This is a genomic window from Cereibacter sp. Soil_C_27, from assembly GCF_057657095.1.
Genome location: NZ_JBDGJD010000002.1, coordinates 583,141 through 607,764 on the forward strand (window position 1 = coordinate 583,141; position 24,624 = coordinate 607,764).

General features: G+C 62.9%; 28 protein-coding genes and 1 pseudogene. 20 read left to right on the forward strand and 9 right to left on the reverse strand.

What is annotated here, in order from left to right:
• The first annotated feature begins 8 nt into the window (after positions 1-8).
• From AC3A5Z_RS09760 to AC3A5Z_RS09780, 5 genes are all read left to right on the forward strand, one after another.
• Positions 9-359, forward strand: coding sequence for a hypothetical protein (locus AC3A5Z_RS09760; protein WP_487519161.1), 351 nt, complete (start codon positions 9-11; stop codon positions 357-359).
• A gap of 8 nt (positions 360-367) precedes the next feature.
• The gene (locus AC3A5Z_RS09765) at positions 368-649 is read left to right on the forward strand and encodes a hypothetical protein (RefSeq protein ID WP_487519162.1); all 282 of its coding nucleotides are present in this window, start codon (positions 368-370) and stop codon (positions 647-649) included.
• Between the two features lie 114 nt (positions 650-763).
• Positions 764-1,201, forward strand: a complete 438-nt coding sequence (locus tag AC3A5Z_RS09770) for a hypothetical protein (RefSeq protein WP_487519163.1) — start codon at positions 764-766, stop codon at positions 1,199-1,201.
• 103 nt (positions 1,202-1,304) lie between these two features.
• A complete protein-coding gene (locus tag AC3A5Z_RS09775; protein ID WP_487519164.1) occupies positions 1,305-1,760 on the forward strand; it encodes a hypothetical protein in 456 nt (151 codons plus the stop codon).
• Positions 1,761-1,795: 35 nt separating this feature from the next.
• On the forward strand, positions 1,796-2,128 hold the full coding sequence (locus AC3A5Z_RS09780) for a phage tail assembly chaperone (RefSeq protein WP_487519165.1): 333 nt from the start codon (positions 1,796-1,798) through the stop codon (positions 2,126-2,128).
• Here the strand turns inward: AC3A5Z_RS09780 and AC3A5Z_RS09785 are convergent.
• Positions 2,110-2,442 carry a hypothetical protein gene (locus tag AC3A5Z_RS09785; RefSeq protein ID WP_487519166.1) on the reverse strand — a complete coding sequence of 111 codons (333 nt, stop codon included), beginning with the start codon at positions 2,440-2,442 and terminating at the stop codon, positions 2,110-2,112. The genes AC3A5Z_RS09780 and AC3A5Z_RS09785 overlap by 19 nt on opposite strands.
• 76 nt (positions 2,443-2,518) lie before the next feature.
• Between AC3A5Z_RS09785 and AC3A5Z_RS09790 the strand changes: the two genes are divergently transcribed.
• The 7 genes from AC3A5Z_RS09790 to AC3A5Z_RS09820 all read left to right on the forward strand — a co-directional run bounded on the left by AC3A5Z_RS09790 (position 2,519) and on the right by AC3A5Z_RS09820 (position 10,955).
• Entirely contained in the window at positions 2,519-7,162 is a 4,644-nt protein-coding gene (locus tag AC3A5Z_RS09790) for a hypothetical protein (protein WP_487519167.1), read from the forward strand.
• Positions 7,163-7,165: 3 nt separating this feature from the next.
• Positions 7,166-8,071, forward strand: coding sequence for a hypothetical protein (locus AC3A5Z_RS09795; RefSeq protein WP_487519168.1), 906 nt, complete (start codon positions 7,166-7,168; stop codon positions 8,069-8,071).
• Positions 8,071-8,817 (forward strand): pyocin knob domain-containing protein, encoded by a 747-nt coding sequence (locus tag AC3A5Z_RS09800; protein WP_487519169.1) that lies wholly within the window; start codon positions 8,071-8,073, stop codon positions 8,815-8,817. The genes AC3A5Z_RS09795 and AC3A5Z_RS09800 overlap by 1 nt, the downstream gene beginning before the upstream one ends.
• Positions 8,818-8,825: 8 nt before the next feature.
• On the forward strand, positions 8,826-9,143 hold the full coding sequence (locus AC3A5Z_RS09805; protein ID WP_487519170.1) for a hypothetical protein: 318 nt from the start codon (positions 8,826-8,828) through the stop codon (positions 9,141-9,143).
• Positions 9,133-9,438 (forward strand): hypothetical protein, encoded by a 306-nt coding sequence (locus AC3A5Z_RS09810; protein ID WP_487519171.1) that lies wholly within the window; start codon positions 9,133-9,135, stop codon positions 9,436-9,438. The genes AC3A5Z_RS09805 and AC3A5Z_RS09810 overlap by 11 nt, the downstream gene beginning before the upstream one ends.
• 685 nt (positions 9,439-10,123) lie before the next feature.
• On the forward strand, positions 10,124-10,396 hold the full coding sequence (locus tag AC3A5Z_RS09815; RefSeq protein ID WP_487519172.1) for a hypothetical protein: 273 nt from the start codon (positions 10,124-10,126) through the stop codon (positions 10,394-10,396).
• A gap of 166 nt (positions 10,397-10,562) precedes the next feature.
• Positions 10,563-10,955, forward strand: coding sequence for a hypothetical protein (locus tag AC3A5Z_RS09820; protein WP_487519173.1), 393 nt, complete (start codon positions 10,563-10,565; stop codon positions 10,953-10,955).
• Between the two features lie 2 nt (positions 10,956-10,957).
• Here the strand turns inward: AC3A5Z_RS09820 and AC3A5Z_RS09825 are convergent, their stop codons facing one another.
• Together AC3A5Z_RS09825 and AC3A5Z_RS09830 are read right to left on the reverse strand one after the other, a co-directional pair.
• Positions 10,958-11,314, reverse strand: a complete 357-nt coding sequence (locus AC3A5Z_RS09825) for a hypothetical protein (protein ID WP_487519174.1) — start codon at positions 11,312-11,314, stop codon at positions 10,958-10,960.
• 201 nt (positions 11,315-11,515) lie between these two features.
• Positions 11,516-11,857, reverse strand: a complete 342-nt coding sequence (locus tag AC3A5Z_RS09830) for a hypothetical protein (RefSeq protein WP_487519175.1) — start codon at positions 11,855-11,857, stop codon at positions 11,516-11,518.
• A 160-nt stretch (positions 11,858-12,017) separates the two neighbouring features.
• On the opposite strand from AC3A5Z_RS09830, the gene AC3A5Z_RS09835 reads away from it, so the two are divergent.
• The 7 genes from AC3A5Z_RS09835 (at position 12,018) to AC3A5Z_RS09865 (ending at position 16,816) form a co-directional block, all read left to right on the forward strand.
• On the forward strand, positions 12,018-12,836 hold the full coding sequence (locus AC3A5Z_RS09835; RefSeq protein ID WP_487519176.1) for a peptidoglycan-binding domain-containing protein: 819 nt from the start codon (positions 12,018-12,020) through the stop codon (positions 12,834-12,836).
• 103 nt (positions 12,837-12,939) lie between these two features.
• Positions 12,940-13,371: a hypothetical protein gene (locus AC3A5Z_RS09840; protein ID WP_487519177.1), complete on the forward strand. Its 432-nt coding sequence runs from the start codon at positions 12,940-12,942 to the stop codon at positions 13,369-13,371.
• Between the two features lie 96 nt (positions 13,372-13,467).
• Entirely contained in the window at positions 13,468-13,752 is a 285-nt protein-coding gene (locus tag AC3A5Z_RS09845; RefSeq protein ID WP_487519178.1) for a hypothetical protein, read from the forward strand.
• Complete coding sequence (locus AC3A5Z_RS09850; protein ID WP_487519179.1) at positions 13,745-15,397, forward strand: phage head spike fiber domain-containing protein; 1,653 nt, start codon at positions 13,745-13,747, stop codon at positions 15,395-15,397. The genes AC3A5Z_RS09845 and AC3A5Z_RS09850 overlap by 8 nt, the downstream gene beginning before the upstream one ends.
• Positions 15,394-15,798: a hypothetical protein gene (locus tag AC3A5Z_RS09855; protein ID WP_487519180.1), complete on the forward strand. Its 405-nt coding sequence runs from the start codon at positions 15,394-15,396 to the stop codon at positions 15,796-15,798. Before AC3A5Z_RS09850 ends, AC3A5Z_RS09855 begins: the two co-directional genes overlap by 4 nt.
• Before the next feature lie 66 nt (positions 15,799-15,864).
• Positions 15,865-16,131, forward strand: a complete 267-nt coding sequence (locus AC3A5Z_RS09860; protein ID WP_487519181.1) for a hypothetical protein — start codon at positions 15,865-15,867, stop codon at positions 16,129-16,131.
• Between the two features lie 112 nt (positions 16,132-16,243).
• Positions 16,244-16,816 carry a PIN domain-containing protein gene (locus tag AC3A5Z_RS09865; protein WP_487519182.1) on the forward strand — a complete coding sequence of 191 codons (573 nt, stop codon included), beginning with the start codon at positions 16,244-16,246 and terminating at the stop codon, positions 16,814-16,816.
• On the opposite strand, the gene AC3A5Z_RS09870 is transcribed toward AC3A5Z_RS09865, so the two are convergent.
• The 3 genes from AC3A5Z_RS09870 to AC3A5Z_RS09880 form a co-directional block, all read right to left on the reverse strand.
• Positions 16,802-17,017, reverse strand: a complete 216-nt coding sequence (locus tag AC3A5Z_RS09870) for a hypothetical protein (RefSeq protein WP_487519183.1) — start codon at positions 17,015-17,017, stop codon at positions 16,802-16,804. The genes AC3A5Z_RS09865 and AC3A5Z_RS09870 overlap by 15 nt on opposite strands.
• Before the next feature lie 688 nt (positions 17,018-17,705).
• On the reverse strand, positions 17,706-18,128 hold the full coding sequence (locus AC3A5Z_RS09875; protein ID WP_487519184.1) for a DUF1236 domain-containing protein: 423 nt from the start codon (positions 18,126-18,128) through the stop codon (positions 17,706-17,708).
• Between the two features lie 419 nt (positions 18,129-18,547).
• Complete coding sequence (locus AC3A5Z_RS09880) at positions 18,548-18,775, reverse strand: hypothetical protein (protein ID WP_487519185.1); 228 nt, start codon at positions 18,773-18,775, stop codon at positions 18,548-18,550.
• 1,215 nt (positions 18,776-19,990) lie between these two features.
• On the opposite strand from AC3A5Z_RS09880, the pseudogene AC3A5Z_RS09885 reads away from it, so the two are divergent.
• Positions 19,991-20,089, forward strand: a pseudogene (locus tag AC3A5Z_RS09885) (hypothetical protein); the annotation flags it as partial.
• A 24-nt stretch (positions 20,090-20,113) separates the two neighbouring features.
• Here AC3A5Z_RS09885 and AC3A5Z_RS09890 read toward each other — a convergent pair.
• From AC3A5Z_RS09890 to AC3A5Z_RS09900, 3 genes are all read right to left on the reverse strand, one after another.
• Entirely contained in the window at positions 20,114-20,782 is a 669-nt protein-coding gene (locus AC3A5Z_RS09890) for an SOS response-associated peptidase (protein WP_487519186.1), read from the reverse strand.
• A gap of 253 nt (positions 20,783-21,035) precedes the next feature.
• Positions 21,036-23,363, reverse strand: a complete 2,328-nt coding sequence (locus AC3A5Z_RS09895) for a S8 family peptidase (protein WP_487519187.1) — start codon at positions 23,361-23,363, stop codon at positions 21,036-21,038.
• Positions 23,364-23,600: 237 nt separating this feature from the next.
• Positions 23,601-24,596 (reverse strand): AAA family ATPase, encoded by a 996-nt coding sequence (locus tag AC3A5Z_RS09900; RefSeq protein WP_487519188.1) that lies wholly within the window; start codon positions 24,594-24,596, stop codon positions 23,601-23,603.
• Positions 24,597-24,624: the final 28 nt, after the last annotated feature.

A 24,624-nucleotide genomic window follows, 5' to 3' on the forward strand; every position in this document is an offset into this window, starting at 1 on the left:
GCAAACGAATGGCAACCATCGCGCCGACCCTGATGACGGGTCCGGGGCAGCGGGCGCTGGTGGAAACCACGCTCACCTCCGCGAACGTCCTCACCTATCTGCCCGGGACCGGGCAGATCCTCATCCTGCGCAACCCGACCGGGGGCGCGCTGACGCCGGTCATCGATGGGGCCGACGGCACGGTCTATCCGGTCGCGGGGATCGGCAATGTGGACGTCAGCGCAGGCTACAGCGTCGGCGCCATCGCGGCAGGGGCCGCGCGTGCCATCCCGCTCGACAGCATCGCCGCCTACCTCTCGGGTGCCATCAACATCAGCGGGGCGACCGGCATTGTCGCTTCGCTGCTCAACTTCAACTGAGGCTCGCCATGGCAAAGCTGACCAACAGGACCAAGCGCGACATCGACCTGCCGTCCCGGCACGTGATCCCGCGCCTCGGCGATCTCACCCTCCCGAACGAGACCATCCGCTCGGTCGACAACTGGCCGCGCGTCAACGGTCTCATCCTCTCCGGCGATCTGGCGGTCGAGTTCGATCCGGAGCCTTCGCTCGAGGATCCAGAGAAGACGGTGACCGAGGTGATCGAGGCGCCCGAGGTCGATCACCCGGGCGATCCCGTCAAGGTGAAGGTCAAGCCCGCAAAACACTGAACTGACCTGCCGGCGGGCTGGCCCTCGGGCCGAACAGCGGGCGCTTCCTGACACTCCGATCAGCATTCCTCGCCGCCGGCGAGCCTGATCCCATGCCATGAAAGGGCATCACCAATGGCAAACGCCATCTCATACATCGGCTCGGTCATTGCTGCCGTTGTCGCCACCCCGGCTACGATCGATGCGGCAGGCTTCGCCGCGCTGACCTATGTGCCGATCGGCAAGATCGCCTCCTGGGGTGCGATCGGCGACACCTCGAACGACATCACCGTGGATCTGCTGGATGGCCGGGTCGAGCACGTCAACGGCGCCAAGGATGGCGGTGCCGTGCCCTTCACCATCCGCGCCGATGCCCCGGATGCCGGGCAGGCGATCCTGCTGGCCCAGAGCAACAGCAACACCGAGGTCTCGTTCAAGATCACCGACCCGGACGGCAAGATCGCCTACCTCTTCGGCAAGGTCGCCAACGTGCAGGACCAGGAGCGCTCGAGCAGCAACTACAAGGGCTACACGGGCGAGGTCCGGGTGAACTCGCCGGTGATCCGGGTCTGATCCGCCTCTGACAGCTTCGCGCCCCGCCGGGGCGTGATCGGGCTGCGGCGGCGTGGTTCACCGTCGCGGCCCACTAGGAACCCGAACCCGAAGGTTACAAACCATGGACTTCAACCAATTCGACAGCCGCAAGGCGGCTGAAGCCGCCGCGCGTCTTCACCTCAACCATCCCGCCACGGGCGAGCCGCTCTTTGCGGACGACAAGCGCGAGAAGCCTTGCGTCGTGCTGGTGATCGGCACAGAGAGCCGCTCGGCGCAAGCCGCGCTGCGCGCCGTCGAGAAGGCGAAGATGGCGGAGCGGAAGGCCGACAAGCAGGATGCGGATCAGTCGCTCGAGGATCTGCACGCGTCGCTGGTCGCCGGCGCCAAGCCTCTCATCAAGGGGTTCGAGAACGTCATGCGGGGCGATCGCGCGATTTCCACCTCGCCCGACGACATCGACTGGCTCCTGAACCTCCAGCTGATCAACGGCCAGCAGGGCGAGAAGTCCTTCGTCGAGCAGATCATGGGCTTTGCCACCAAGCGGGCGAACTTCCTGGGAAACGGCTCGAAAGCCTGATCCTCGCGGCACGGCAGTGGGGCCATCTCCACGCCGTGCCCAAGGACTGCGGTGGCGAAAGCTGGCTGGAGCGGGCGCGGCGCCTTAAGGAGCCGCTGGGCCTGCCCGACCTGGAGGCGGGCGAATACCTCCTCGAGGCGATGTTCCGGCTGCGGCCGACGCGCAGCAACGGGCTGGCCGAGATACCGACCGACTGGCCGGAAATCGAGGCCTTTGCCCGGCTGACGGGCCGGATCAGCGAGTCGTGGGAGGCCGAGGCGCTGTTCGACATGTGCCGCGGCTACCACGAGGCGCGCGAGGCGGGTGTCGATCCGCTAGCGATGTCCCCGGTGGAGCAGGCAGTCCTTCCTTATCTGCCGACAGGGTGATGCGTTACAGGAGGCACCGGATCGCCCTTGCGGTGGCTCGTCGCGGCAGGCTCTGACGCCGCCGGAAAGTACTCTCTGCCGATCAGAAGACCAATGCACCCTAGGATGTTCGTTACCGTCCAAAAGGTGATCCAGCCGGGGTGCGGGCGGTTCAAGGTTTCGGCGGTCAAATAGTTATTGACGACCATGGTGAGGGCTACAGGCGATGCCAAAAGCAGAGCCGCGCCGACAATGCCAAATGCCGTCAACCGCTGCCGGTATATCGGCTGAAGAGACGCTTTCCCGCTATCTGCCACGACGGTTGCTTGGTTCATCAGTTACCTCAACTGTTCAATTGCGACGGGCGGCTGATGCCGTCGTTCCCTTCTCGTGCATCATCAAGGATATATCATGTCAGCTTCTGCGGCGGGTGCAATGCGTGCCACCCTCGGTCTCGACATGTCGCAGTTCGAGACCCGCGCCCGCGCCGCCGGCAAGGTCGCCGGATCCATGGCCGCGGGAATGTCGCGGTCCTTCGACCAGGTGCGTCAGTCCGTGGCCGACCAGTCGCGGTCGTTCGACGAGCTTCGTGCCTCGATCGATCCCACCTTCGCCGCCCAGCAGCGCTATGCAGCTCTGCAGCGCGAGGTCTCGGGGATGGTCACGAGCGGTGCGGCGAGCCAGAGGGCCGCAAACCTCGTGCTGGAGCAGGCCGCGTCCAAGTACATGGGGGTTGAGACAGCAGCCCAGACGGCGGCGCGGGCGCAGCGAGAGAGCGTCACCGCGACGGACGCAGCCACACGGGGCTATGTCGCCCTGCGGGCCTCCCTCGATCCGGTCTATGCGGCCTCGAAGCGCTATGAGACCGCGCAGGAGCAGCTGGCGCAGGCCGTCAGGGCGGGGGCGATCAGCCAGGCGGAAGCCAACCGCGTCATGGCCATGGCCGAGAAAAGCTACCTCGCGCCCCTCAATCAAATCGTGCCTGCGCAGGCGGCCGCGGCTGCGGGCTCGACCCGGATGGGCTCCGCATTCGTGAACGCAGGGTTCCAGGTGCAGGACTTCGCGGTGCAGGTGGCGGGCGGGCAGTCGGCGCTCCTTGCCTTCGCTCAGCAGTTGCCGCAGCTGCTCGGGGTTCTTGGATTCGCAGGCAAGCTCGCGATGATCGGCGCGGGTCTCGGTGTGGTTGCAGCCGTAGGTGGCGCCGTCGCGATGTCCTTCATGCGCGCGTCGGAGGTCACCAAGACGCTCGACGATCGGGTGAAGGATCTCTCCAGTGCGTCCGATGCCTATGCCCGCTCCGTTCAGAACGCCCTGTCGCCGGTTGCAGATCTGACTGCGGAGTTCGGCGCGCAGGCCGGGGAGGCGGCGAAGCTCTACGACCAGATGAAGATCATCGCGGAACTCGATTTTGCCCAGAAGCTGGCGGATACCGCGGCCAAGATGACCGCCGAGTTCGCGGGCATCACCGCCAGCATGGACAGCTTCGATCAGCTGTCGCGGATCACTGGGCCGAACGCGGCAAGCGCGCTCTATGCCATCCAACAGCAGGCGCGGGGCCTCTCTGAACAGTTCGGCGTCAATCTCATCGAGGCAACCCGTCTTCGCGAAGCGCTCGATCTTGTCGGAAGCGCGAAAGGGCCCAAGGAGGCCGAGGCGGCGTTCCTCGCTGTGCAGGCCGCAGCGATGGCCACCGGCGACGAGACCGGGCGGATCCCGCCGAAGATGCTCGAACTCGCGCGTATGGCCGGCGAGGCCGCAATGGAGGCAATGCGCCTCAACGCGGGCATGTCGGATGCTGCAGGCTCCGCACGAACGGCCACCGATGCCACCAGGGCTGCAGCACAGGCAGCGCGGGATGCCTCGCTATCGGCGAGCGAGCTCGCCTCCCGGATCGCGACGGCTGCGAACGCGGCCGTTGCCCTTCGCTATGCGCTCAGCGGGGCGGATCAGGCGCTCCAGTCGCTGGGCCTCGATGTGGAGCAGAAGATCGGCGTTCTTCGCGCCCGCAACGCCGCCCTCCAGGCCGGCACGAATGAGAGCATCGCCGGCGAGATCCGGCTGCTCGAGCTCAAGCGCAACGAGATCGTCAAGGGTCTCGCCGCACAGGGCGCATCCGCCGACATGATCGCCGCCGAGACGGCTGCTGTCTCCGAGCAGATCAAGGTCTACGGCCAGGAGCTGCAGACGCACGACAGCCTGACAGAGGCGAAGAAGGCGGCCGAAAAGGCCGCAACCGCCGCCGCATCCGCAGGCAAAGCCGCAGCCAAGGCCTCCGAGAAGGAAGCCAATCAGCTGGAGAAGGAAGCGGAGAAGTGGCGCGACCTGATCGATCCGATGAACAAGTATCGCCGCCAGCACGCGGAGCTCGACACGCTCTTTAAGGCCGGGAAGCTGACCAGCGGGGAAGTGCAGCAGGCGCTCGCGTCGATCAATCAGGAGATAGCCGACTCCGACCCGCTGCTGAAGGAATACGCAGGCGCGGTTGAGGGCGCGGTCGATTACATGCTCGACGGCTTCAAGGGAGGGTTCAAGGGCCTCTTCGACATCGCGAAGGACACGCTGAAAAACATCATCGCCATGTTCGCCAAGAACCGGATCATGCTGAGCCTCGGCATGGGCGGCACGGTTGGCGGGGTGGCCGGTGCGGCCGCTGGCGCCGCAGGCGCTGTCCCTGGCGCAGCTCCGGGTGGTGTGGCGTCTGGCGTCGGTCTTGGGGCGACCCTCGGCGGTATCGGCTCGGCCTTCATGAGCGGCATGGGCCTGTCCGGCTCGGCCTTCATGTCGGGCGGCATCGGCAGCATGTTCTCGGCCATCGGGACGCAGGCCGGCACGGCACTGGCGACCGGCACCATGACCAGTATCGCTGCCACGGTCGGCGCGATCGCGCTGCCGGTCGCGGCTGTCGCCGCCGCCTTCTCCTTCTTCAAGACCAAGACCAAGCTCCTGGACGAGGGCATCAAGGTCACGGTCGATAACCTCGACACGCTGGTCTACTCGTTCAAGAAGGTCGAGAAGTCGAAGTTCTGGGGTCTCAGCAAGTCGACCTCGACCTCTTGGGACATCTCCGGCAGCGACCTCTCGGACCCGATCGTCAAGATCGTGCATGACCTCCAGATGGGCGTGCTGGACGCAGCCTCGGCCCTCGATGTCGGCAGGAAGGCTTTCCGTGACTTCACCGCCAGCGTCGAGTTCTCGACGAAGGGCATGTCCCAGGACGAGATCATGTCGACCCTGCAGGAGAAGATCCTCGAGCTCGGCGACAGCTTCGCGAGGCTCGCCTTCGGCGACCTCTCCTACCTGATCAAGGAGGGCGAGGGGGCGACGGAGGCGCTGAGCCGGCTGGTCGCCTCTATGCAGACGGTCAACGGGATCATGGACACGCTGGGCCATTCGTTCCGCGCCGCGGGGCTTGCCGGCGCCGGCATGGCCGCCGAGCTTGCCGATCTCTTCGGCGGGCTGGACGCGATGACTGCGGCGACCTCGGCCTACTACCAGGCCTTCTACACGGAACAGGAGCGCAACGCGACCGCGACGCGGCAGGCAGCGGCGGCGCTGAAGGAGCTCGGGGTGACCATGCCCCGCACGCGCGACCAGTACCGCGCGATGGTCGAGGCGATGGACCTCACCACCGATGCCGGCCGCCAGGCCTATGCGGCGCTGGTGGGCATGTCGGGGGTGTTCGACCAGATCCTGCCGCAGCTCGGCAGCTTCACCGCCAAGATCGCCACGATGGTCGAGACGCTGACGGTCGATATCGACAAGATGATCGGCAACCTGTCGGACCTGCAAAAGCAGAGCTTTGACGCCGCAAAGGCCTGGTACAACACCGCCCGGACGCTGCGCGAGTTCGTCTCGAAGATGCGCGGCGTTGCCTCGGCCCTCATCAGCCCGGGGCAGGCGCGGGCGAACAACGAGGTTCGCTACCAGATCCTGCTGGCCCGAGCTGCGGCGGGGGATGTGGAGGCTTCGGCGCAGCTGACGGGTGCTGCGGATGCGCTGATCGAGAGCGCCAAGGCCACGGCTGGCTCTGCGCTCGACGTGGCCCGGGTGCAGGCCCGTGTGCTGGCCGATATCGGCAATGTGGCCAACGTCGCCGATGTCGAGGGCAAGCGGCACGAGATCGTCGCCGGGCTGCTCGGCAACCAGGTCGACGTGCTCAGGAAGATCCGCGACATGATCAACAGCGGCCTGCCGCTCGATCCGGCGGAGCTGAAGAAGCTCACGGACCAGCTCGGCGCTCTCTCCGCCGAGACCGTCAGGGCGATGGGCGGCTCGGTCAGCCTGCCGATGCTGGAGATCAAGGACGCCTTCAAGGCCCTGCCGCTCGGGGACCTGCGCGGCTCGCTCGTGGATCTGCGCAAGGCCGTCGTCGCCGAGACCGCGCGGGCCAATGCGAAGGAGGCGAAGCAGGCTGCGATCGACAAGGCGCAGGCGCTGCTCAGCCGGGTCGCCGCGGATCAGCAGAAGGCAGCGGAGCGGGTGAAGAACGCCGTCGGCGCGGTCAACACCTTCGACAGCAACACCGGCGGTAACCTCGTCGGCAAGGACGGCAACGCCGTGCAGGCCTATGTGGACGCCAACGGCAAGGCGGTGCTGAACGCGACCGGCGTCAAGGGGGCATCCGGGGCGAGCCTCGATCTGTGGAGATCCACCTTCTGGAAGAACGGCGGTCTCGAGGATCAGATGTACGCGGCCAACAAGGCAGTCGCCGACGCGAACCGGGCGCTGGAGGAGGCTCGCAAGGCGGTCCGGCAGGCCGGCGGTATCCCGGCCTTTGCATCGGGCGGCATGCATGCGGGCGGCCTGCGCCTCGTCGGCGAGCGCGGCCCGGAGATCGAGGCGACCGGCCCCGCCCGGATCTACAGCGCCGACAAGACGCGCAGCATGCTGGGAGCTGACGACCGGGAAACGGTGGCGGAGCTCCGTGCGCTGCGCGCCGAACTGGCGCGGATGCGGAGCGAGAACACCCAGCTCGCGCTCAGGATCGAGAGCAACACCTACAAATCCGCCACCGTGCTCGTGCGCGATGAGCGCCGGACTCTGGCAGAAGGCTGACCCATGAAGATGATCGCGCCGATCGTCGTCACCGATGCGGTGCTGGCGTCCACGAACGTGCCCGAAACCGACTATCCGGCATGGGCCAGCGGAACGACCTATGCTCTGGGTGCGCGGGTGGTCGTTGCCTCGACCCATTCGGTCTACGAGAGCGTCCAGGCGGGCAATGTCGGGCAGAACCCGGCGGCGGACACCGACGCAAGCCACTGGATCAGGGTGGGGGCCACGAACCGCTGGCGCGCTTTCGATCAGCGCACCGGCCAGGTCACCACGCGCAGCGGCCGCATCGAATACCAGATCACGTTGCCCAGCATCTGCACCGCCGTTGCGCTGATCGGGCTGTCGGCGGGATCGGTTCGGGTCCGTGTGATCGATGGCGGGACGACGATCCATGACCAGACCAAGCAGCTGGTCGACCGCAGCGGCATCACGAATTTCTTCAGCTACTTCACCTACTCGCCGGAATATGCCGAGCGCGCCGTTTTCGAGTATCTGCCTGGCTATGTCGGCTACACGCTCCGCATCGACATCGACGCAGGCGTCGGGACGGCAGAGGTCGGCGAGATCGTCGTCGGCAAGCTGATCCAGTTCGGCAACACGCTGGCGGATACCGAGATCAGCTTCGAGGACATGTCGATCCGCGATCGCGACGGCTTCGGCAACGTCTTCATCGTCGAGCGCGATTCATACGATGTGGTGACCTTCCGCTTCGCCATTCCGGTCGGGGGCGAGGAGCAGGTACGGCGCGCGGTGCGCGACACGCGCGCCAAGCCCGCATTCTTCTACTCCGATGCTGACCTCGCCGCCGGGCGTGGAGCGGCGGTCTTCGGGCTGGCAAAGCCCCTGCGCATCCCGCTGCAATCGGCGGGAGTTTCCATCGCCACCCTTGAGACAGAGGAGCTCTCCTGATGCCTTTGACCCTGCCGGCGGCGCCGAGCCCGCCGACCCTCTCCAATCCGGGCACGTTCGAGACGGACACCTCGGCCTTTCTCGCCTGGATGGCGGCCGTCGCCACAGCCATGAGCGGCAGCGTGCTGCTGTTGGGCGACTTCGGTCTCGGCGGCGCCGGGAATGTCCTCCCGCCAGGCAACAACGCGAACAATGCCACAGCACCCGGCCTCTATTCGATAACGCCGACAACCGCCAACGGCCCAACAGGAAACACCGCAGCGCTCCGGGTCGAGAGATCCTACAACGTCGTCCTCCAGATCGCGTCCACGTCCATCGGGGTCTACCGGCGGCGGTCTTCCGACAACGGCGCGACATGGTCGGCGTGGTTGCTCGACATGGAGCGCGGCAGCAACGCGAACGGTCAATATGTCCGCTTTGCAGATGGCACTCAGATCTGCAGCCGCGCGCTGCTCGTGAATGGCATCAGCGCCAACTCGGCTATCGGGTCTGTTTACCGTCAGGCAACACCCGGCGACTATGCGTTCCCTGCGGCGTTTGCGACCTGTGATTATGCGTCGGCCGCGGTTCTGGCGTCGGACAACGCTGCGATCCGGAACAACGCGCTTGGCGTGAAGCTGCGAACCGGATCATCCGTGAGGGCTCCAGACTGGAGCGGACTGACCCTGATCAGCGCAACATCCGTGACCGGCACGAGCGGCGAGATCACCGTCATTTCTCTGTTTGCCGTCGGCACCTGGTTCTGAGGATCATCATGCACATCTCACTTTCCCCCATGCGCCGGAATGACCGGCTGAACCTGAGCCGTCTCGGCGACGTGCTGACCATCAATGGCGAGGATCTCGACCTCTCCAGCATCCCTGACGGGGCGACGCTGCCCCGCGATGCAGTGCCCTGCGACTGGCTTGCCTCGGATATCGAGCGGATCGACGGCAAGCTGCGCCTGACCCTGATCCTGCCGCACGGGGCGCAGGCACCGCAGGAGACGCTGTTTCCGGGGCCCCTGATCCTTGAAGAGGACGGACCGGTCGCGTTGCCCGCCTATGAGCTGGAGATCTCCGATGCAGATTGACCTCTCGCAGCTGATCAGCGCCGAGCAGAAGGCGGCGGCGGATCTGGCCGCCCGCCGCGCCGCCATGACATGCTCGCGCATGCAAGGCATCCTTGCCCTCGGCGAAGTCAGATGGGGTGCCGTGCTGGCCTACCGCGACGAGCCGACCACCACCTTTGCCGAGCGGGCCATCATCGACGGCGCCAGCGTCTGGCTTCGCAACAGCCAGAACATCGCCTTCTTCGCCTGGCTGCTGAGGTTGGACGACAGCGCGGTGGATACGCTGTTCCAAGAGGCGATGGCGATCGAGGCGTGAGAGTTGGGGACGACCGCGCGCCCTCTGGGACGATTGCACGCGGCCTGACCGCCCGAGGTCGGCCGGATGACGGACGGCTTTCGCGACCTTACGGAAAGCAGCACCCGAGGTATAGGCTTTTGTGCAGACGGCCGCGCGCGTGTGGATCTTTACGCGCGGCCTAACCGCTCGAAATCTTGGGGGATAACAGAGTGGCTTCGGCGACCATACGCAGCGCCTTATCCAAGGTGAAGAATTTTAAGACGGCCGCGCGCTAAAGTGCCGAAGGGATGCGCGCGGCCCGGCCGCATGGGAACCATGGGATGCCCAGTGGCCACGACCATCGTAGCAAACGAAGGTCGGGCGAGCAGGTAGCCATTTCGTAGGAGGAGCGGCCGCGTGCCGGGGATCCCTCCCGCACGCGGCCCAACCAGATGATAAATGCTCCCCAGAGCATAACCCATCAGGTCGAGTCCATCTGAGCACGCTGCGGTTGATTCGCGCAACCGAGCTGCATTTGAGGTGAGTGCACTTTGGGGCGGCCGCGCGCTGGGATGCTGCGTGAGCGCGCGGCCTTAGCCAGTGGAGAGCGTGGGGCACGTTCCAGTTGGCCGTCTACCACGAAGCCAGATGTCGGGTGATTCCGTCAAGTGGGATCGCGAGAAGGGAGCAGATACATGATCGCTCAAACAAGGCCGACAACCTGATGAACCCACTGGACACGATTGCGGAACTGGGCGGCGGGCCCATAGCCGTGGCCCTCGTCGTGCTGGGGAGCGCGGTCGTTGTCCTTTATCGGCGCAACAACGTGCTGCAGGACAAGCTGCTGGAAATGGCCGAGACGCGCGCCCAGGAAAGCCGGGAGCTCCTGACTGATACGAACAAGATCACCGGCGCCAATACCGAGGTGATGCGCCGGGCCGTCTTGCTCCTCGAGGACAAGCGCGGCGAGCCCCGGCTTTTGGAGGACCGGAGATGATGGGACGGCTCTTTCGACAGCTCACTGGCCACGGGCGCCGCGAAGAGCGGGCAGCCGAAATCATGCGGGAGTACGAGGTGAGCTCGGGCCCAGAGAAACGCGAGATCGCCACCCGTGCGGCGGCGGTCGAGCGACTGGTAATGCACTTGGAAAGGGACGCGGCACTATGGAATTCACCATCGGACTCATCGCAGCACTGAATGCGCTGGGTTATCTTGCTGTCGTCTGGGCCTTCCGCGCCAGCTTTCGCCAGCTCCGCACGGCTACCTGGTGGTTCGCCACGGGCTTCATGGTTCTCGCCGGGGCGATCATCATGCGTGGGGTCCACTGGGACGTCTTCATGCCGCTCCTGCGCCTCTGGATGCCCGAAGCCGCGGAATGGCTGACCGACAACATCGGGCGTTACATCAACCTCGCCTTCAGCCTGATGAAGACCGTGGCTTTCTACTGCGCCCTGCGGTGCCGCCAGATGCTCATCCCCGACGAGGAGCGGGGCGACTGGCCAATCTGGAAGGCATGGCTGCACCCGACCGGGATCCGGCTCATTCCCTGGCGCTGAGGTCAGCTGTAGCACTTCTGGGCGTCGTAAAGGACGCGGTTCGCGTTGCCTCCCAATCGCTTCACCTGAACGATCGCGTGGGTCTGAACTATGGTGCCGAGCCAACGTGAACGATCGGCAAACTCGGCGGCTGCTTCTATGAGGGCCGGATCGGGAGCGTTGGTTAAAAGAGCATCTTCCAAAGCGCGATCCAGAAGACTGACGCCAGCCAGGAACCGCACCGAAATGCCGATGTAAGCCTCGGCTTCAGCGCGTATCAGGTGGGGCGAGGCGAGTGTTGGCATTGCCGCGTCCATGAGCGCTGTCGCCATCCCGCGAGTAATCCTCATCATCTCGAGGATCCTCTCTTCCGTCTTCATGCGGTTCTCCCGGCTTTTGAGGGAGGATCGTCAGCATCGACGCCGAGAGTCGAGTCAAAAGCGCGCGGGCAGGCAACGTGCCGCCCGAAGCAACATTCGCCCGCCTCTGACGGGTTTTTTCATGGAGCATGCAATGCAGATCAGAGACGCCCAGCAGCTGCCGGCGAAGGCAGTTGAACGCACGGAACGCGTCGACCGCAGTCACGCCCCGTGTCTGGCGCCACGCGCACGCGAGCTTTTCAGCACGAAGTGGCTCGCGTGATCAAAACCATCAAGTCTCGCGAGCACCTGAGATTGCATTGATTGCCCGAGGTAGAGAGACGTCTCGGCAAAATCTCGCGCCCCGTTAATCAGCGCACGGTCAGCGACCTCCGCCTCGGCGACCCGCGCGATCTCGCTGCGCAGTTGGTCGACCTTGATCAGGAAAATGGCGCAGAGCTCAAAGAGGATCTCTGTCCGCTCTTGGGTCGGCTCCGGCGATGCCAGACCCGAAGGAACAAGACGGAGGAGGGCGTCGGCCTTCTCATAGATGCCGTTCATCATCTGAAGGATAGCTTCGATAGGGCACATCAGTTCGTAGTTCCGAGGTTCGCGGGAGACGAGGGTGGCCGCCCCAACTGCGAGTGTCCACCCGGTAATTGGTCGATGGTCGATCCCCACCGACTACCACCCGACATCCCGCCCGCCTCTGGCGGGCTTTTTCATGGAGCAAGCAATGCAGATCAGGTACGTCCAGCAGCTGCTGGCGAAGGCCGGGCTATACCCCGGTGCCATCGACGGAGACGCGGGCCCACAGACCATGCAGGCGGTCTCGACCGCGCTGCAGGCGGCACGGGTCGCCGAGGTCTGGCCCAAGGGCCGGCTGCTGATCGCGGCGGGGCAGGCGGTGCTGGCATCGCTCGGCCATGAGCCCGGGAAGATCGACGGCCTCTGGGGGCACAACACCCGCGAGGCCCTGAACGACTTCCTCACCGCAGCGGCACAGGGCCACGAGATCCTGCTGCCGCGCGTGCCGGTGCCCGGCGCGGCCGAAGCGAAGTCGGCCCAGCTGCAATGGCCCCGGCAGGCGGAGATGGTGAAGTTCTTCGGTGCCGCCGGATCCGCGCTGGCAACGGCGGGGCGCGTGCTGTTGCCTTATCCCTTCCGCATAGCCTGGGATCTGGCCGCGACCGTCGCCGGGTTCTCGGCGCATCAGAAGGTCGCACCGGTGCTGACCTCGATCTTCGCCGAGGCCGTGAAACACTACGGGCGAGAGAGGTTCGACGATCTCGGCCTGTCGCTCTACGGCGGCTGCTTCAACAACCGCACCATGCGCGGGGGGCAGGCCAAATCCACCCACGCTTTCGGCGCCGCTGTCGATCTCGATCCCGAGAAGAACCAGCTGCGCTGGGGCAGGGACCGGGCCGAGTTCGCGCGCCCGGCCTATGACGCCTTCTGGAACATCGTCGAGGCGCACGGGGCGGTGTCGCTCGGCCGGGCCGCGAACATGGACTGGATGCACTTCCAGTTCGCGCGGCTGTGACCGCGCCGTCGCCGCCCGCGCAATGGGCGGCGCTCATCCTCTTCACTGAAACGCTCGCCGCGATGGTCGCGGCGGCTGATGCCAAGGCCAAGGAGGCCTGATCATGAACATCGAAACGATCCTCGACATCCTCCTCGCGATCGCGGGCGCGCTGCTGCCGGTCCTCGGCGGCTATGCCATCCTCGCCTTCCGCGCCATCAAGAACGAGCGCGCGCAGAAGCTGGTGCTCATGCTGATCGAGCAGCTGCACAAGGCGCTCACCACCGGCGTCGAGGCCTCTATCGGCAGCGGCCAGACCGTGCCCGAGGCAATCTACCGCGAGGCCATCAGCTACGCGACCAGCTCCAACCCCGACCTGATGAAGCAGATCGCGCCGAAGGGCAAAGCCATGCCTCCGGAAGAGGTGCTGAAGAAGATCGCCAAGTCGAAGCTGGAGCAGGTCATCGCCTCCCGCGTGGGCGGGCAGCTCGGCAGCGTCGGTGGTGCGCTCTCCGGCGGGGCTATCGATGCCGTCGCCGATCGGCTTCGCAGGTGATCCACCGTCGCCGCCACCACTGGCCCGTGCTCCTGCCGTTCTGGCGGCGGGCGCGCGGGCGTTCGCGTCACTGACCATCCCCGAAAGGACACCACCATGCCGAGACACACGACCATCGCCAATCTGCCCGCCGGCTGGACGCAGGCGACCGATGCCGACGTGACCGCGATCCGCATCCAGCACAACGGCTCCTTTCAGATCCAGGTGCAGCGCGGCGGGGCCACGGCGCCGGCGTCCCGCGATGGCGCGATCACCGTCGCTCCCGGTCAGATCATCTCGGCCGACCTGCTGGTTGCCGATCTGTTTCCGGGGATCACGGGCTCGCGCGTCTGGATCTATTCTAGCGTCGCCCAGGGCAGCGTGAGCATCAGCCATGCTTGATTTCATCGGGGATGGCCTCTTCCTGCGGGGGATCGGAAAGCGGCGCCGCGGGTTCAATCCTGCCAGCCTGTTCGCGGGCGGCTCACTGCAGGGCGTCTGGTTCGAGCCGAGCGACCGCACGACGCTCTATCAGGACGCCGCCGGGACGATCCCTGCCAGCCAGCCGGGCGATCCAGTCGGGCTGGCGCTGGACAAGAGCAAGGGTCTGGTGCTGGGGCCGGAGTTGGCAAATGTCGCGCTGCCTTTTTACCTCTACCGCACAGCGGATGCGCAGACCGCTGTGTATTTCGGTGATGTTGTGGCGGGGAGAATTTATCGCCTCGAATATGCCGTAACCGGACCTGTTGGCTCTGCCAGCTTCCGCATCAACGGATCGGCTTCTAACATCGCGCCCGCGATTGGTTCCGCGCAGCTTTCCACCCCCGCACGGGTTCTTTATTTCCAAGCCCTCGTCAGCGGAGAGTTTAGAGCCATTGGGGACGGAAATGGCACGAATATGACATTCGTGGCAGCCAGCCTTCGCGAACTCCCCGGCTACCACGCTACGCAAACCGTAGCGGCATCGCGCCCGACGCTGGCACGGCATCCGAAGGGCGGGCGGCGGAACCTGCTGACGCAGACTGAGAACTTTGCGGACGCGGCTTGGAGGAAAATAGGTTCAGGCTCTGGTGCTATTGCAGTTGTCACCCCAAACTATGCAATCGCCCCTGATGGAACTGCTACCGCCGCGCGACTGCAGCTGTCTTTGGGCGGTGGAACGACCAGTAGCGACATTTCCACTCTGGAGAGCGCTACCCAGACCGACAACGGGATGGTGACTCGCTCGTGGTGGCTCAAGCTGAACAGTGGTTCCGCTGAGGTTTTGCTGGATATTTCTCACGCCAGCTCGAAACGCGTTATCACGAATGAATGGCAAAGGTTGGAGTTTGCGGGTCAGGACAGCGCCAGCTTCGAGCTTGGGCTACGGGGCGGGGTATATGGCGCGTCGGCCACGGCCGATATTCTTGTGTGGCACCCTCAAGGCGAACTCGGCTCCCTCGCCACCCCCTACCAGCGCGTCACCACCCCCTACGACGTGACGGAGGCCGGGGTTGAAGACCTCTGGTATCTCGCCTTCGACGGCGTGGACGACTTCATGGTGACGCCCGCGATTGACCTGACGGCGACGGATAAGGTCGGGGTATTCGCCGGGGTGCGGAAGCTGTCGGATGCAACTGGCATTCTCACCGAATTTAGCTCCAATGCCAATAACACCGTTGGAGCTTTTTATGTAACCGCACCGGAAACCCCAAGTATTCCTTATGCGTCCTCTTCCCGAGGAACAGTATCGGCAGGAACCGGTGGGCGGGCCACTGTAACAACCGGATTTGCGCCTGATACTGCCGTTCTTTCGGTGACGCATGACATACTGGGCGACCTGTCTTCGATCCGTCGCAATGGAGTGACAGGGGCTGATGCCGTAGGAGACAAGGGAGCGGGCAACTTCGGCAATTACCCTATCTACATCGGTCGCCGTGGCGGAACCTCTCTCCCCTTCACCGGACATCTTTACGCCTTGATCGTCGCGGGTAAGATGCCGACCGCTGCCGCGATCGCCAACACCGAAGTCTACCTCAACGACAAGATGGGAGCTTACGCGGCATGAGACTGACGATCGCCTGCCCCGAGCTGATTATCCCCGGCGCCCAGGATCTCGCGATGGTCCTGGGCTACGGGCCTGCCGACGCCATGACCTACAGCACCGCGAGCTGGCAGGACGCGGCCGGCAACCTCTATGCCGTCGCCTCGACCATGATCTTTGGGGTCTTCGTCCAGGAGGCTACCAGCCCGCTCCAGCGCCCCGAGTGGGATGTCGAGCCCTACCAGGTGAACATGACCGGCGCGACCCGCGCGCAGGCGCAGCTCGTCTTCATCCCCGATCCCTATGCCGAGGGCGTGGTGACGGCGGCCCGACCCGACAAGCTGGTGGCGATCCTGTATGACGACCCGCAGGCGGCGCTCTCTCTGCTGGGCGTGGCGCCTGTTCCGGTGCCGGAAGGCATCTGATCACTCTGGCGGGGTGCCTGCTTCAGCGGCTTCCAGAATCACCACGCGTTCCGCATATGTTCTCCCATGTGGAAGCGCAAACCAACCATCATCGGCGACCGTCCCTGCAAGGACGACTGGTCGATCTTCTGGGACGGCAAGGACGTGGGGCGGGTGTTCTACGATCCCCAGTCGGCCATGGGCGACGAGGACTGGCGCTGGGTGGCGACCGGGGCCGGCAAGCATGGGCGCACCTGCACGATGGAGGAGGCGCTGGCGCGCGTGCGGTTTGCAGTCCTCGATCATCATGGAGCGCCGCGGCCACCGAAGCGGGCGCGGCCGGTGTTGGGGTAGGGGCATGGCTGCGGGTGCTGTAGCATGTAGAACGTCATAAAGCGGCCTACGATGCTTGACGCAACGCTAGCTCAGAGCGAGTGGTCCCAATAGCACACGGGGAGGCGCTTAGATGAAGACATTCACTCTCGATACCAACTGTATCATCGATGTGGATTGCGGTCGTCCGGCTGCGCGCCATGTCCAAGCGATGCTTGAGGCTGGCGCGGCCGGTCGAATTGATGTTGCGCTTGTCGCATCGAGCGCATCTGAGCGACAGTCAGATAACAGTTTTCTTGATAACTTTGAGGCCTTTAATGTCCGACGTAACGCGTTGGGTTTTGAACAGCTCCGTCTCTTGCCTCCATTGGCACGGTCAGACATTTCCTTTTTTGAGCATGGCTTATGCGCTGACGAAGAAGGGATGGAGGTCGAAAAGTCGATCCATCGGATTCTTTTTCCTCAGTCTCAGCTTGAGTGGGCTGACTACGCCGCTTCTAAGAACCTGGACGTTTCAGACTGGACATCGCCTGGGTTCTACCGCTGGCGAAATGAACTGCTGGATGTCCAGGCATTCTGGGCGCACAGCCACGCGCGACGCGACGTGTTCGTCACCAGTGACAGGGGCTTTCGCAGGCTCGCGAGAAGCCCTGCGTTTCAGGGCACCATCATAGTTGATCCCCTAGGCGCTTTAGCCTTGCTTTAGCCTGCCTTTTGCTCGCCGCTCGCCACCAGGATGCTCAACCTCGACCATCTCAGATGCCTCGCCGGTGCTGTTGAAGTCGACGGTCTCTTCGCTGGACCAGAAACCTGCGTCGCGCTTCTCTCGGGCCTCCTCGAGCGACTCAGCTATAACAGTGCAGAAGCGATCGTCGATGAAACGCTCAGTCCATCCATATCGGGGCATGAAATGCCTCCATCTAGTTCAGGGTGCGCGGGGCAGTGAGCCGGGTCGCCTGAGCTAGACGGAGGCCACCCCGCGCGGAAAGTGAAATCGCTGGGCTGTGCGAATGTTCCAGAGAGGACGCTTTTGCTAAAGGAACAAGCAGCAGACCACCGTCGCTCCGATCCAGCACGTAGCCAGCAGGGCGATAAGGGATCGGTCAGCCCATTGGTCATACCGCGCGTGTCGATTTTTTCGCTCAAGCCATGTCTCGTCGGAGTGAGCTCGGGCTGTTGCTCGGCGCTCTGCGCGATCCGCGCTGCTCTCGGCACTTGCGGCATCTAGAAGGGCCTGCACGTCGGGGGTCATCCCTTTGCCGGCATCTCGTCGTGGGCTCTGGTCTTCCATTGCGCTGTCCCTTGGCGCTCGCTCAGTGCAGTTCCCAGCTTGTGTCTGTGGGAAGTGTTCCAGCCGCGGTGGACTTCGCTCATGCCCCCGCTTCGCCGTGATTAGTTGAGATTCGATAGGCAGATTCAAGGGCGAAAAATCGAAGGCAACAGGGGCAGGCGATGAACAAACCGATCTGCACTTTTGACCGAAGGCCGATCTTGCGACCGTGTCTGCCGCAGTTGGTCCATCGTCGCTCAGGGCGACATGCAAACAAAAAAGGGAGCTCAGAGAGAGCTCCCTTTCCTCAGTTCAGCTTCGTCGATTACTGGACGATCTGAACGATCCGCCGATCGGCAGGGTTCACGATCACCGGCACGCCGTTCACGTAAGCATACGAGTATTCGGTCTCTGGGACCTGCTGAAGGACGACCACATCCGGAACGCCCGCTCCGACCACCAGGTCGCCTTCGAGGTAGACCGGCTCTACCGGGTTTGACGTCACGTAGGTCGTTACAGTTTCGCCCGGATCGAGAGCCGCGCCGCCGGTCGCGCCGACAGCGGCGCCGATCAGCGCGCCGACGGGACCGCCCACTGCAGCACCTGCGAGAGCACCAGCGCCGCCGCCGGCGAGGGCGGAATTACCGGTCGTGTCGGTAGTTGTCGTCGTGACAGTGGTTTGGGCCCAGACCGAGCTTCCGATAAGGAGGGCGGCGGCCGAAATGGCGGAAGTGAGATGAACGCGCATGAATTTCTCCGAAGTGATAATTTTCTGTGCAGGCCATGTAGTGGCGGATCAACGGCGAAATGCCAGAGGCGGTTCCATGCCGCGGTTCTAGGTCAATGACGCATTCTGCATCTCTGATGCATCGTCGGTATCGCAGGATGGGTCAGCGAGACCTCGGCGCCGTTGCCTGTCCTCGCGCGCTTTAGATCGCTGATGTGCCAGGATGCGCAGAGCCAAGGCGATGGGGTTTGCCGTCACAAGGGATTTGAGGGGCCCTGCGCTAGCCTGGAGTGCCCCTTCCGGGTGCGGTTCGCGGTGCTCGATCATCATGGTGCGCCGCGGCCTCCGAAGAAGCCGCGGGCGGTGGTTAGATGAACAGAACACTTGCGATCTTGGCACTTTGTTGGACGACATTTCCTGTTCGGCGCGTGCGAGGAAACCTAATTGTCGCGTTTGGCAGTCAGCTCGCGCCACCGCTCACCATCTGACGCCATGTGCTCCTTTGCGCGGGCGCTGACAATCTCGGCCCGCCGTTCCGAGGTGGGTGTGCGGGAGCAGTATCCGCCATCCGCCGCCGCCACTGCGGCTGCGCGAGCTACAAGCTCGAGAAACAGGCTCGACGGCGACAATCGATCAGACTGAGCTTCATGCTCGTCTTGTTCTTTCATGAAGTGGCTCCTTTTGACGCGAGGAGCACAAACGCCCGCTTTCGGCGCATGTTCCGATCATCGCCTCCCTCAAAAGCAGTTTGGCGGGATCGCGGCGGAAGGCCGCTGAGCGGCTAATCGACCGTGACGGCGCCTGCCCAAGGCGTCCGGCGGAGCCATTCACCGGAAAAATAGGGACAAGACGGCGATTAGTGAATGAAGTAGAACAGCACGGCGGCAAGCCAGCAGGTCGCGATCAGCGCGACGAGGGATAGGTCAGCCAAGCGATCATGTCGAGCGTGGCGGCGCCGACGCTCAACCCACGCCTCTTCAGCTTGCGCTTTGGCCTTGGCCCTCCGCTCAGCGCGGTTCGAGCTGCTTGCGGCAGTGGCGGTAGTCAAGAGCGCCCGGACATCGGGAGTGGACCTGTCACAAATATCACCAGCCGGGTCTAGATCTCTCATCACGCTGTTCCAACCGCGTTTCGGCAACCGTATCTCGAAATCGAGAGCAGATGTAAAGGTTTCGGCTCTTAGACCGATCTCGCCCCCGTTTCGCCCTCGGTTGGCGGGATTTGGCGACGAGAATCAGCGGCCAAAGTCGGAACGCAACAGGGGCAGGCGGTGAACAAAACGACCCGCAGTGTTCTCCGAAGGCAGCGCTCGTGCGGCTCAAGCGGACAAGCGGTTGCAGCTGTGCCCGGGGTGGATGGGAGCTTGGCGAAGCGCAGTGCGTTTCAGATCAGGGACTGGGAGATCATCCGGGCTCCGCGCTTCTCGGCATCCTTATCTGACCGAGCCCTAGCCGCATAGCTGCCCAAAAGGTGTGAAGATCAGGTGTGCCGCCCCTAGCGAAGCGCTCCCTGGTTCGGTGAACCTGCGCAGGCGAGAACAGATGGCGAAAACGACGTTCCGAGGCTTAATAAAAAGCGTTCCCTGCACTAGGTTACAACAGGTTGCGCGGGATACGCTTCGTTCACATGAAAGCACGCTGCGGTGCAAACTGGTCGCGGCAGCTTTCGCTCGCTTAGGCCAACGGCGACCGCCCTCCGTGATTGCCGCCCCCGTTTCGCCCTCGGTTGGCGGGATCTGGCGGCGAGAGTCAGCGGCCAAAGTCGGAACGCAACAGGGGCAGGCGGTGAACAAACCGACCCGCAGTGTTCTCCGAAGGCAGCGCTTGAGGCTTTGCGGCGCGTGCAGTTCGCGCTGAGGCCGCCGTCTAGGCACGACGGGGCAGAGGGCCCACTTCGAGCACCGGAAACGGCACGAGGGATGCTCGCTGAAGAAGTCGACGTTCAACGGCCGCCGCTCACCCCATCCTGACGCCTTGACCTGAATTGGCGGCAACCTGCTCGCTGACCTAAGCGATCGCCTCTATCAGCTCAGGCCCCTCATTCCCCACCTTGCCAACGGCCGGGCCCACCTCATGCCACGTAACGCCTTCCTGAGGCAGACGTGACAGCTCCTCGATCGAACATCCGCTCAGCCAGGCGTCGATCGCGTCCACCGGTATCATCACCGGTGCCCTGTCGTGCAGCGTCGTCATCGGATCTGAGGAGGCCTCCGTGACAATTGTGCAGGTCAGGCCTTGGAAGTCCGGCAGCGTGACGCTGGTCCACAGGCCTGCTAGCAGCAGGGCAGGGGCATTGCCCGCGGGATGGATGTAGTGGGGGCGCTTCAGCTTCCCTTCCGTCTGCCACTCGTAGTAGCCGGCGATCGGCACGATGCAGCGGTTGCGCCTGTAGGCGTCGCGGAAGGCAGGTGCTGTCGCCACGCGGTCAGATCGCGCGTTGAAGGTCACTGCTTTCTGCTCCTTCAAGGTGCCCCGGTGCCAATGGGGGACCAGCCACCAGCGCGCCAGATCGAGCCGCAGGTCAGCACCCTCCGGCCGCAGGATCGGGATCATGGAGGTTGGAGGCACGTTGTAGCGCTGCTGGATCTCGTCGGCGCTCTCTGGCCTGATGCCGCGGGCGAGCCAGTCGAACAGCTGGCCGCTCGTGAAGCCAGCGTGGTTGATCCTGCCGCACATGATGCACCCGCTTGTTTATGATAGGTCGAGGCAACATGGATCGGGCACAGTCAAAGCTCAAGTGGATGACGAGAGCTTGGTGAGGCGCTGAGAGACGACTGATGCAGCCGTGGCAAGGCAGCTCCAGGATATCTGGCTACGGCCGACACTCGGGGAACATGCAGCATCGTCGGCTCGGATCGACGTGAAGGGCGGAGAGCGGTCATTCGCTACGGGTGCATCATACCGAAAGTTCACATAGCCAAGCGCACTCCTAAGTGAACACATCAACAGTCACATCAGCACCAACACTGATCCTGTTCGCAATCATTGCTTCCGCTGTGGCGGATACCTGGGCCTGTAGATCTATACCCGCTTGCGGCGCTTCTAACGTTACAATTAGAGCGTAACGAGCCTTATGGAGATACCGTCCTTGGCTTGGCCGATCCCGCCACCATCCCATGACGGGGTAGATCGCCAACTTGTCGCGAGACGCGAGCTCCACGGCTGTACCGCGCCAAGTGTCGCAATGAATGGACCCGGCAGAAATGGACTTTGGTCCAAAATCCCAATCTGGATCTCTTTCGCCTCCGGTAACACGCTCCCCAACCTCAGAGTTAAAGCGCCTCTGGAACTCCCCGTCGGTTTCACGAGGGCGCTTGAGATCGAAACGGAGCCCGAATGATCGGTAGCGTGCTGGATCAAGCATAGACCCTTTCAGAGGATAAGGCTCTACAAAGTATGATAGGGTAATCTTCAAGCTGACCGGGCAGTTCTCCAATTGCTCGAGAACCTGAGCGGGCCAGGGAAGGTCATAGTAGTGCGCATTTCCGAACGAGATGCCACCAACACGCTTGTTCGGGTCGCGTTTGCTTCTGAGCGGTCGATCATAGGGCTGAATGTAAGCCTGTGAGAATAGCGCAAGATCATTTGATGCAGATGCAAGAGCGCGCGGAAGTTCAGGCTGCCCATAGCCAAATTTTCGGCGCAAGGCGCTCCGCCCAGTCGCGCCACTAGCGTCGCGGATCTCGGCCAGCATCGGCGGTGTCCAGCGCGCGCTGTGCACCATCAGACCTCGAACAGTTTCGGGCCAAAACTCTGGGTGCTCGGCAGATATCTGTGCAGCCATCCGTGCTGCCTGAGCGGTTGCGGCACTGGTTGCATGAAAGGGGACAAGAGCATTGCCTCGGCCACCCTTACCCGTCGAAACAAGCGACAGCGAGGGCATGCCGTCTGAAACTTCATCTTCGCGGGCTGTCACCGCCCGGTTGCCCGCCTCAAACACAATTTCAGGCTTGACCGGTGTCGTGCAATTAGGCCAATCACATGATGTTCTTGAGTATGGGCTTAATCCTCCAACACTAGCGCATGGAATCCAAGTAGCTCCATCATTTTTAGCGATTTGGTTTTTGAATGTGACGCCACCAATTGTCAGCGCGTTCCATGCTTGTGCGGGATCTTCACCTTGGTGCAGCATGGCATCACTTATGTTTGGCCAATCGTTGTCATGGCCAATGTTCCCTATGGATTGAACAAAGAGCCGACGGGGAGGCTCCTCTCCTTCGGCCGCATCAACGCCTGCTGCGATCTCATCGATAGCAGCACTCCACTGTGTAGGGCGGTCTCCACTTCTTCCATAATTAGTTGTCGCAGAGCATATCGTTCGACGCCTGTCTGGCTGCCGCTGTTCAGCCAATGCGACCGCGGCTTGGGTGATTGCACCATAATTGGCTGGGTCATCGGCCGCTCTTGCCGTTGGGGGTAAAAACTTCACGCTTTCCAGACGATGGCGAAGAACCGGCAATGATTGGTCAGCAAGGGGACTGGTTAAGTCCCCGTGTAGTGCGAGACCAGCCATACGGGTGCCGTGACCTTGGCCGGGGTAGTGATCATCGCCAAGCCAGTCTTCCGAAAGTGACTGCACATCTTCCGGCGACAGCGCGGGCTCAATTAACGGATGACCGCGATTGACCCCTGTATCAAGAAGACAAACTGCTGGAACATCTGTCCCGGGCCATTGAATGCGCGCGGCAAGATCTTCGACAAGTCCATCTTGTTCTTCGCCTGATAGGTTGACGAGTATAGCTGGGTCATCGGTGGCAAACCCGATTTCAGCCAATCCCGGGCGGCCTATGTCGAGCATTGCCTGAATTTGCATTCTAGTTGCGTAGACAGGGACTATTCTTATGTCCGGAAAGGTGCTCCACCTGTCTTCGGGCGCTAATGACATGCCAAGCGCAACGGCAACATCTGTCACATCATCGGTAAAATCCTCCCAGCACCACAGGCCCCACCAAACCAAACCGCTGCCTTCAGGGGGCAAAGCTGCATGGTTTTCTCGCCATATGTCGACGAGCTGCGTGGGCAAGAAGTCTTCTATCGGCTCCATCTCGCTAGCAAGGGGAGGGTTTGTTCCATTAGGATTCCGGCCAGTTCGGTAACGCTCCACCCGTTCCGAGAGATAATCTCGCGCCGATTGATTTTCGAGGTGAATTACCATCGTACGACGGTTTTGATCTTCGCCCGCAGCACTTTGGCGGACACCTCGGTCAGGTTTTTCTATGTCGAGTTCTCGAGATGCCGGATGAAGCGCGATGGTCACAAACGCACCCTCGCTAGGCCCAATCCCTGGAGGATAGTCCGCCGCCGAGGGACGACGTGCGTCTGCTGCATTGAATGACTCGGCAAGCCCAATGCTCAACCGTGCCCCATGTCGCGCGCGGCTCCGTGAATATATGCGACCGCCAGTGGCTGGGTGGGCAGAATAGGAACGCAGCGTTAAGAGCTGCTCAATGTTAATGTGAGGTCGATCATAATCTGCCAAAATTCAGTGCACCAGTTAATTGCTACCTTTGAACGCAACTCGCATATCGTGGCGTGCCGCGAGCTGAGCCAAAAGATCTTCTGTTCGAATGATGTTGCGCTCGTGCAGAAGAGCGTCTTTTGCCGCCTCGTCAGCCGCCCTGGCAAGCTCAGCCTGACTTAGACCCGTTGCGGCATCGACAATGCGCTTCCAAGCGATCCGAGAATGCTTCATTGGTCGCAGATTGTTGCGAATGACTTCGCATATCTCATCATGCGACGGCATATCGAACTGCAGCACTTCATCAAAACGGCGCAGCAACGCAGGGTCCAATAGCTCTGGATGGTTGGTCGCAGCAAGAATTACGCTGTCAGCAGAAGCCGGTTCTTCCATGAACTGCAAAAAGCTGTTCAAGACCCGGCGCATTTCGCCGACGTCATTGGTTGCTGCCCTTTTGCCGCCCACCGCATCAAATTCATCAAAGAGATAGACCCCACGGTGCCGAATGGTCTCGTCGAAGATTAGTCGAAGTTTCGCGGATGTCTCACCCAAATAGCGAGTGATTAATGCCTCAAGGCGCACAACAAGAAACGGCAATCGCAGCTGTCCAGCCAAGGCCTCAGCCGTCATTGTCTTGCCCGACCCTGGAGGTCCCGCAAAAAGCAACCGCCTTGAAGGGGTCCGGTTTCCTTCGCGCAGCCAAACACGACGTTCTTGTTGCAGCACCACACGATCCAGTTTCTCGCGAAGAGATGGAGCAAGCACTACTTGCGTTAAGCTAATGCTCGGTTCGCGCAGATCAAGAAGCCCTTCGAGATCGCCGCGCGGTTGCGACATTGAAACCCTGACCGTGGGCTTGTCGCCACCGCCGCGACGCAAACCCTCGACGGCAGCCCGCAGTTGCTCCGCAGTCTCACGATGTCCTTGCCTTGCCTCGGCGGCAGCAATCTGCAAGGCAATCGCGAGAAACTTGTCCTCGTCGCCCTCAGCGCGGCTGCGCAGCATGGATAATATCTGCTTCGTGTTCGACATTCGCCTGCTTCTATTTTTCGACTTAACC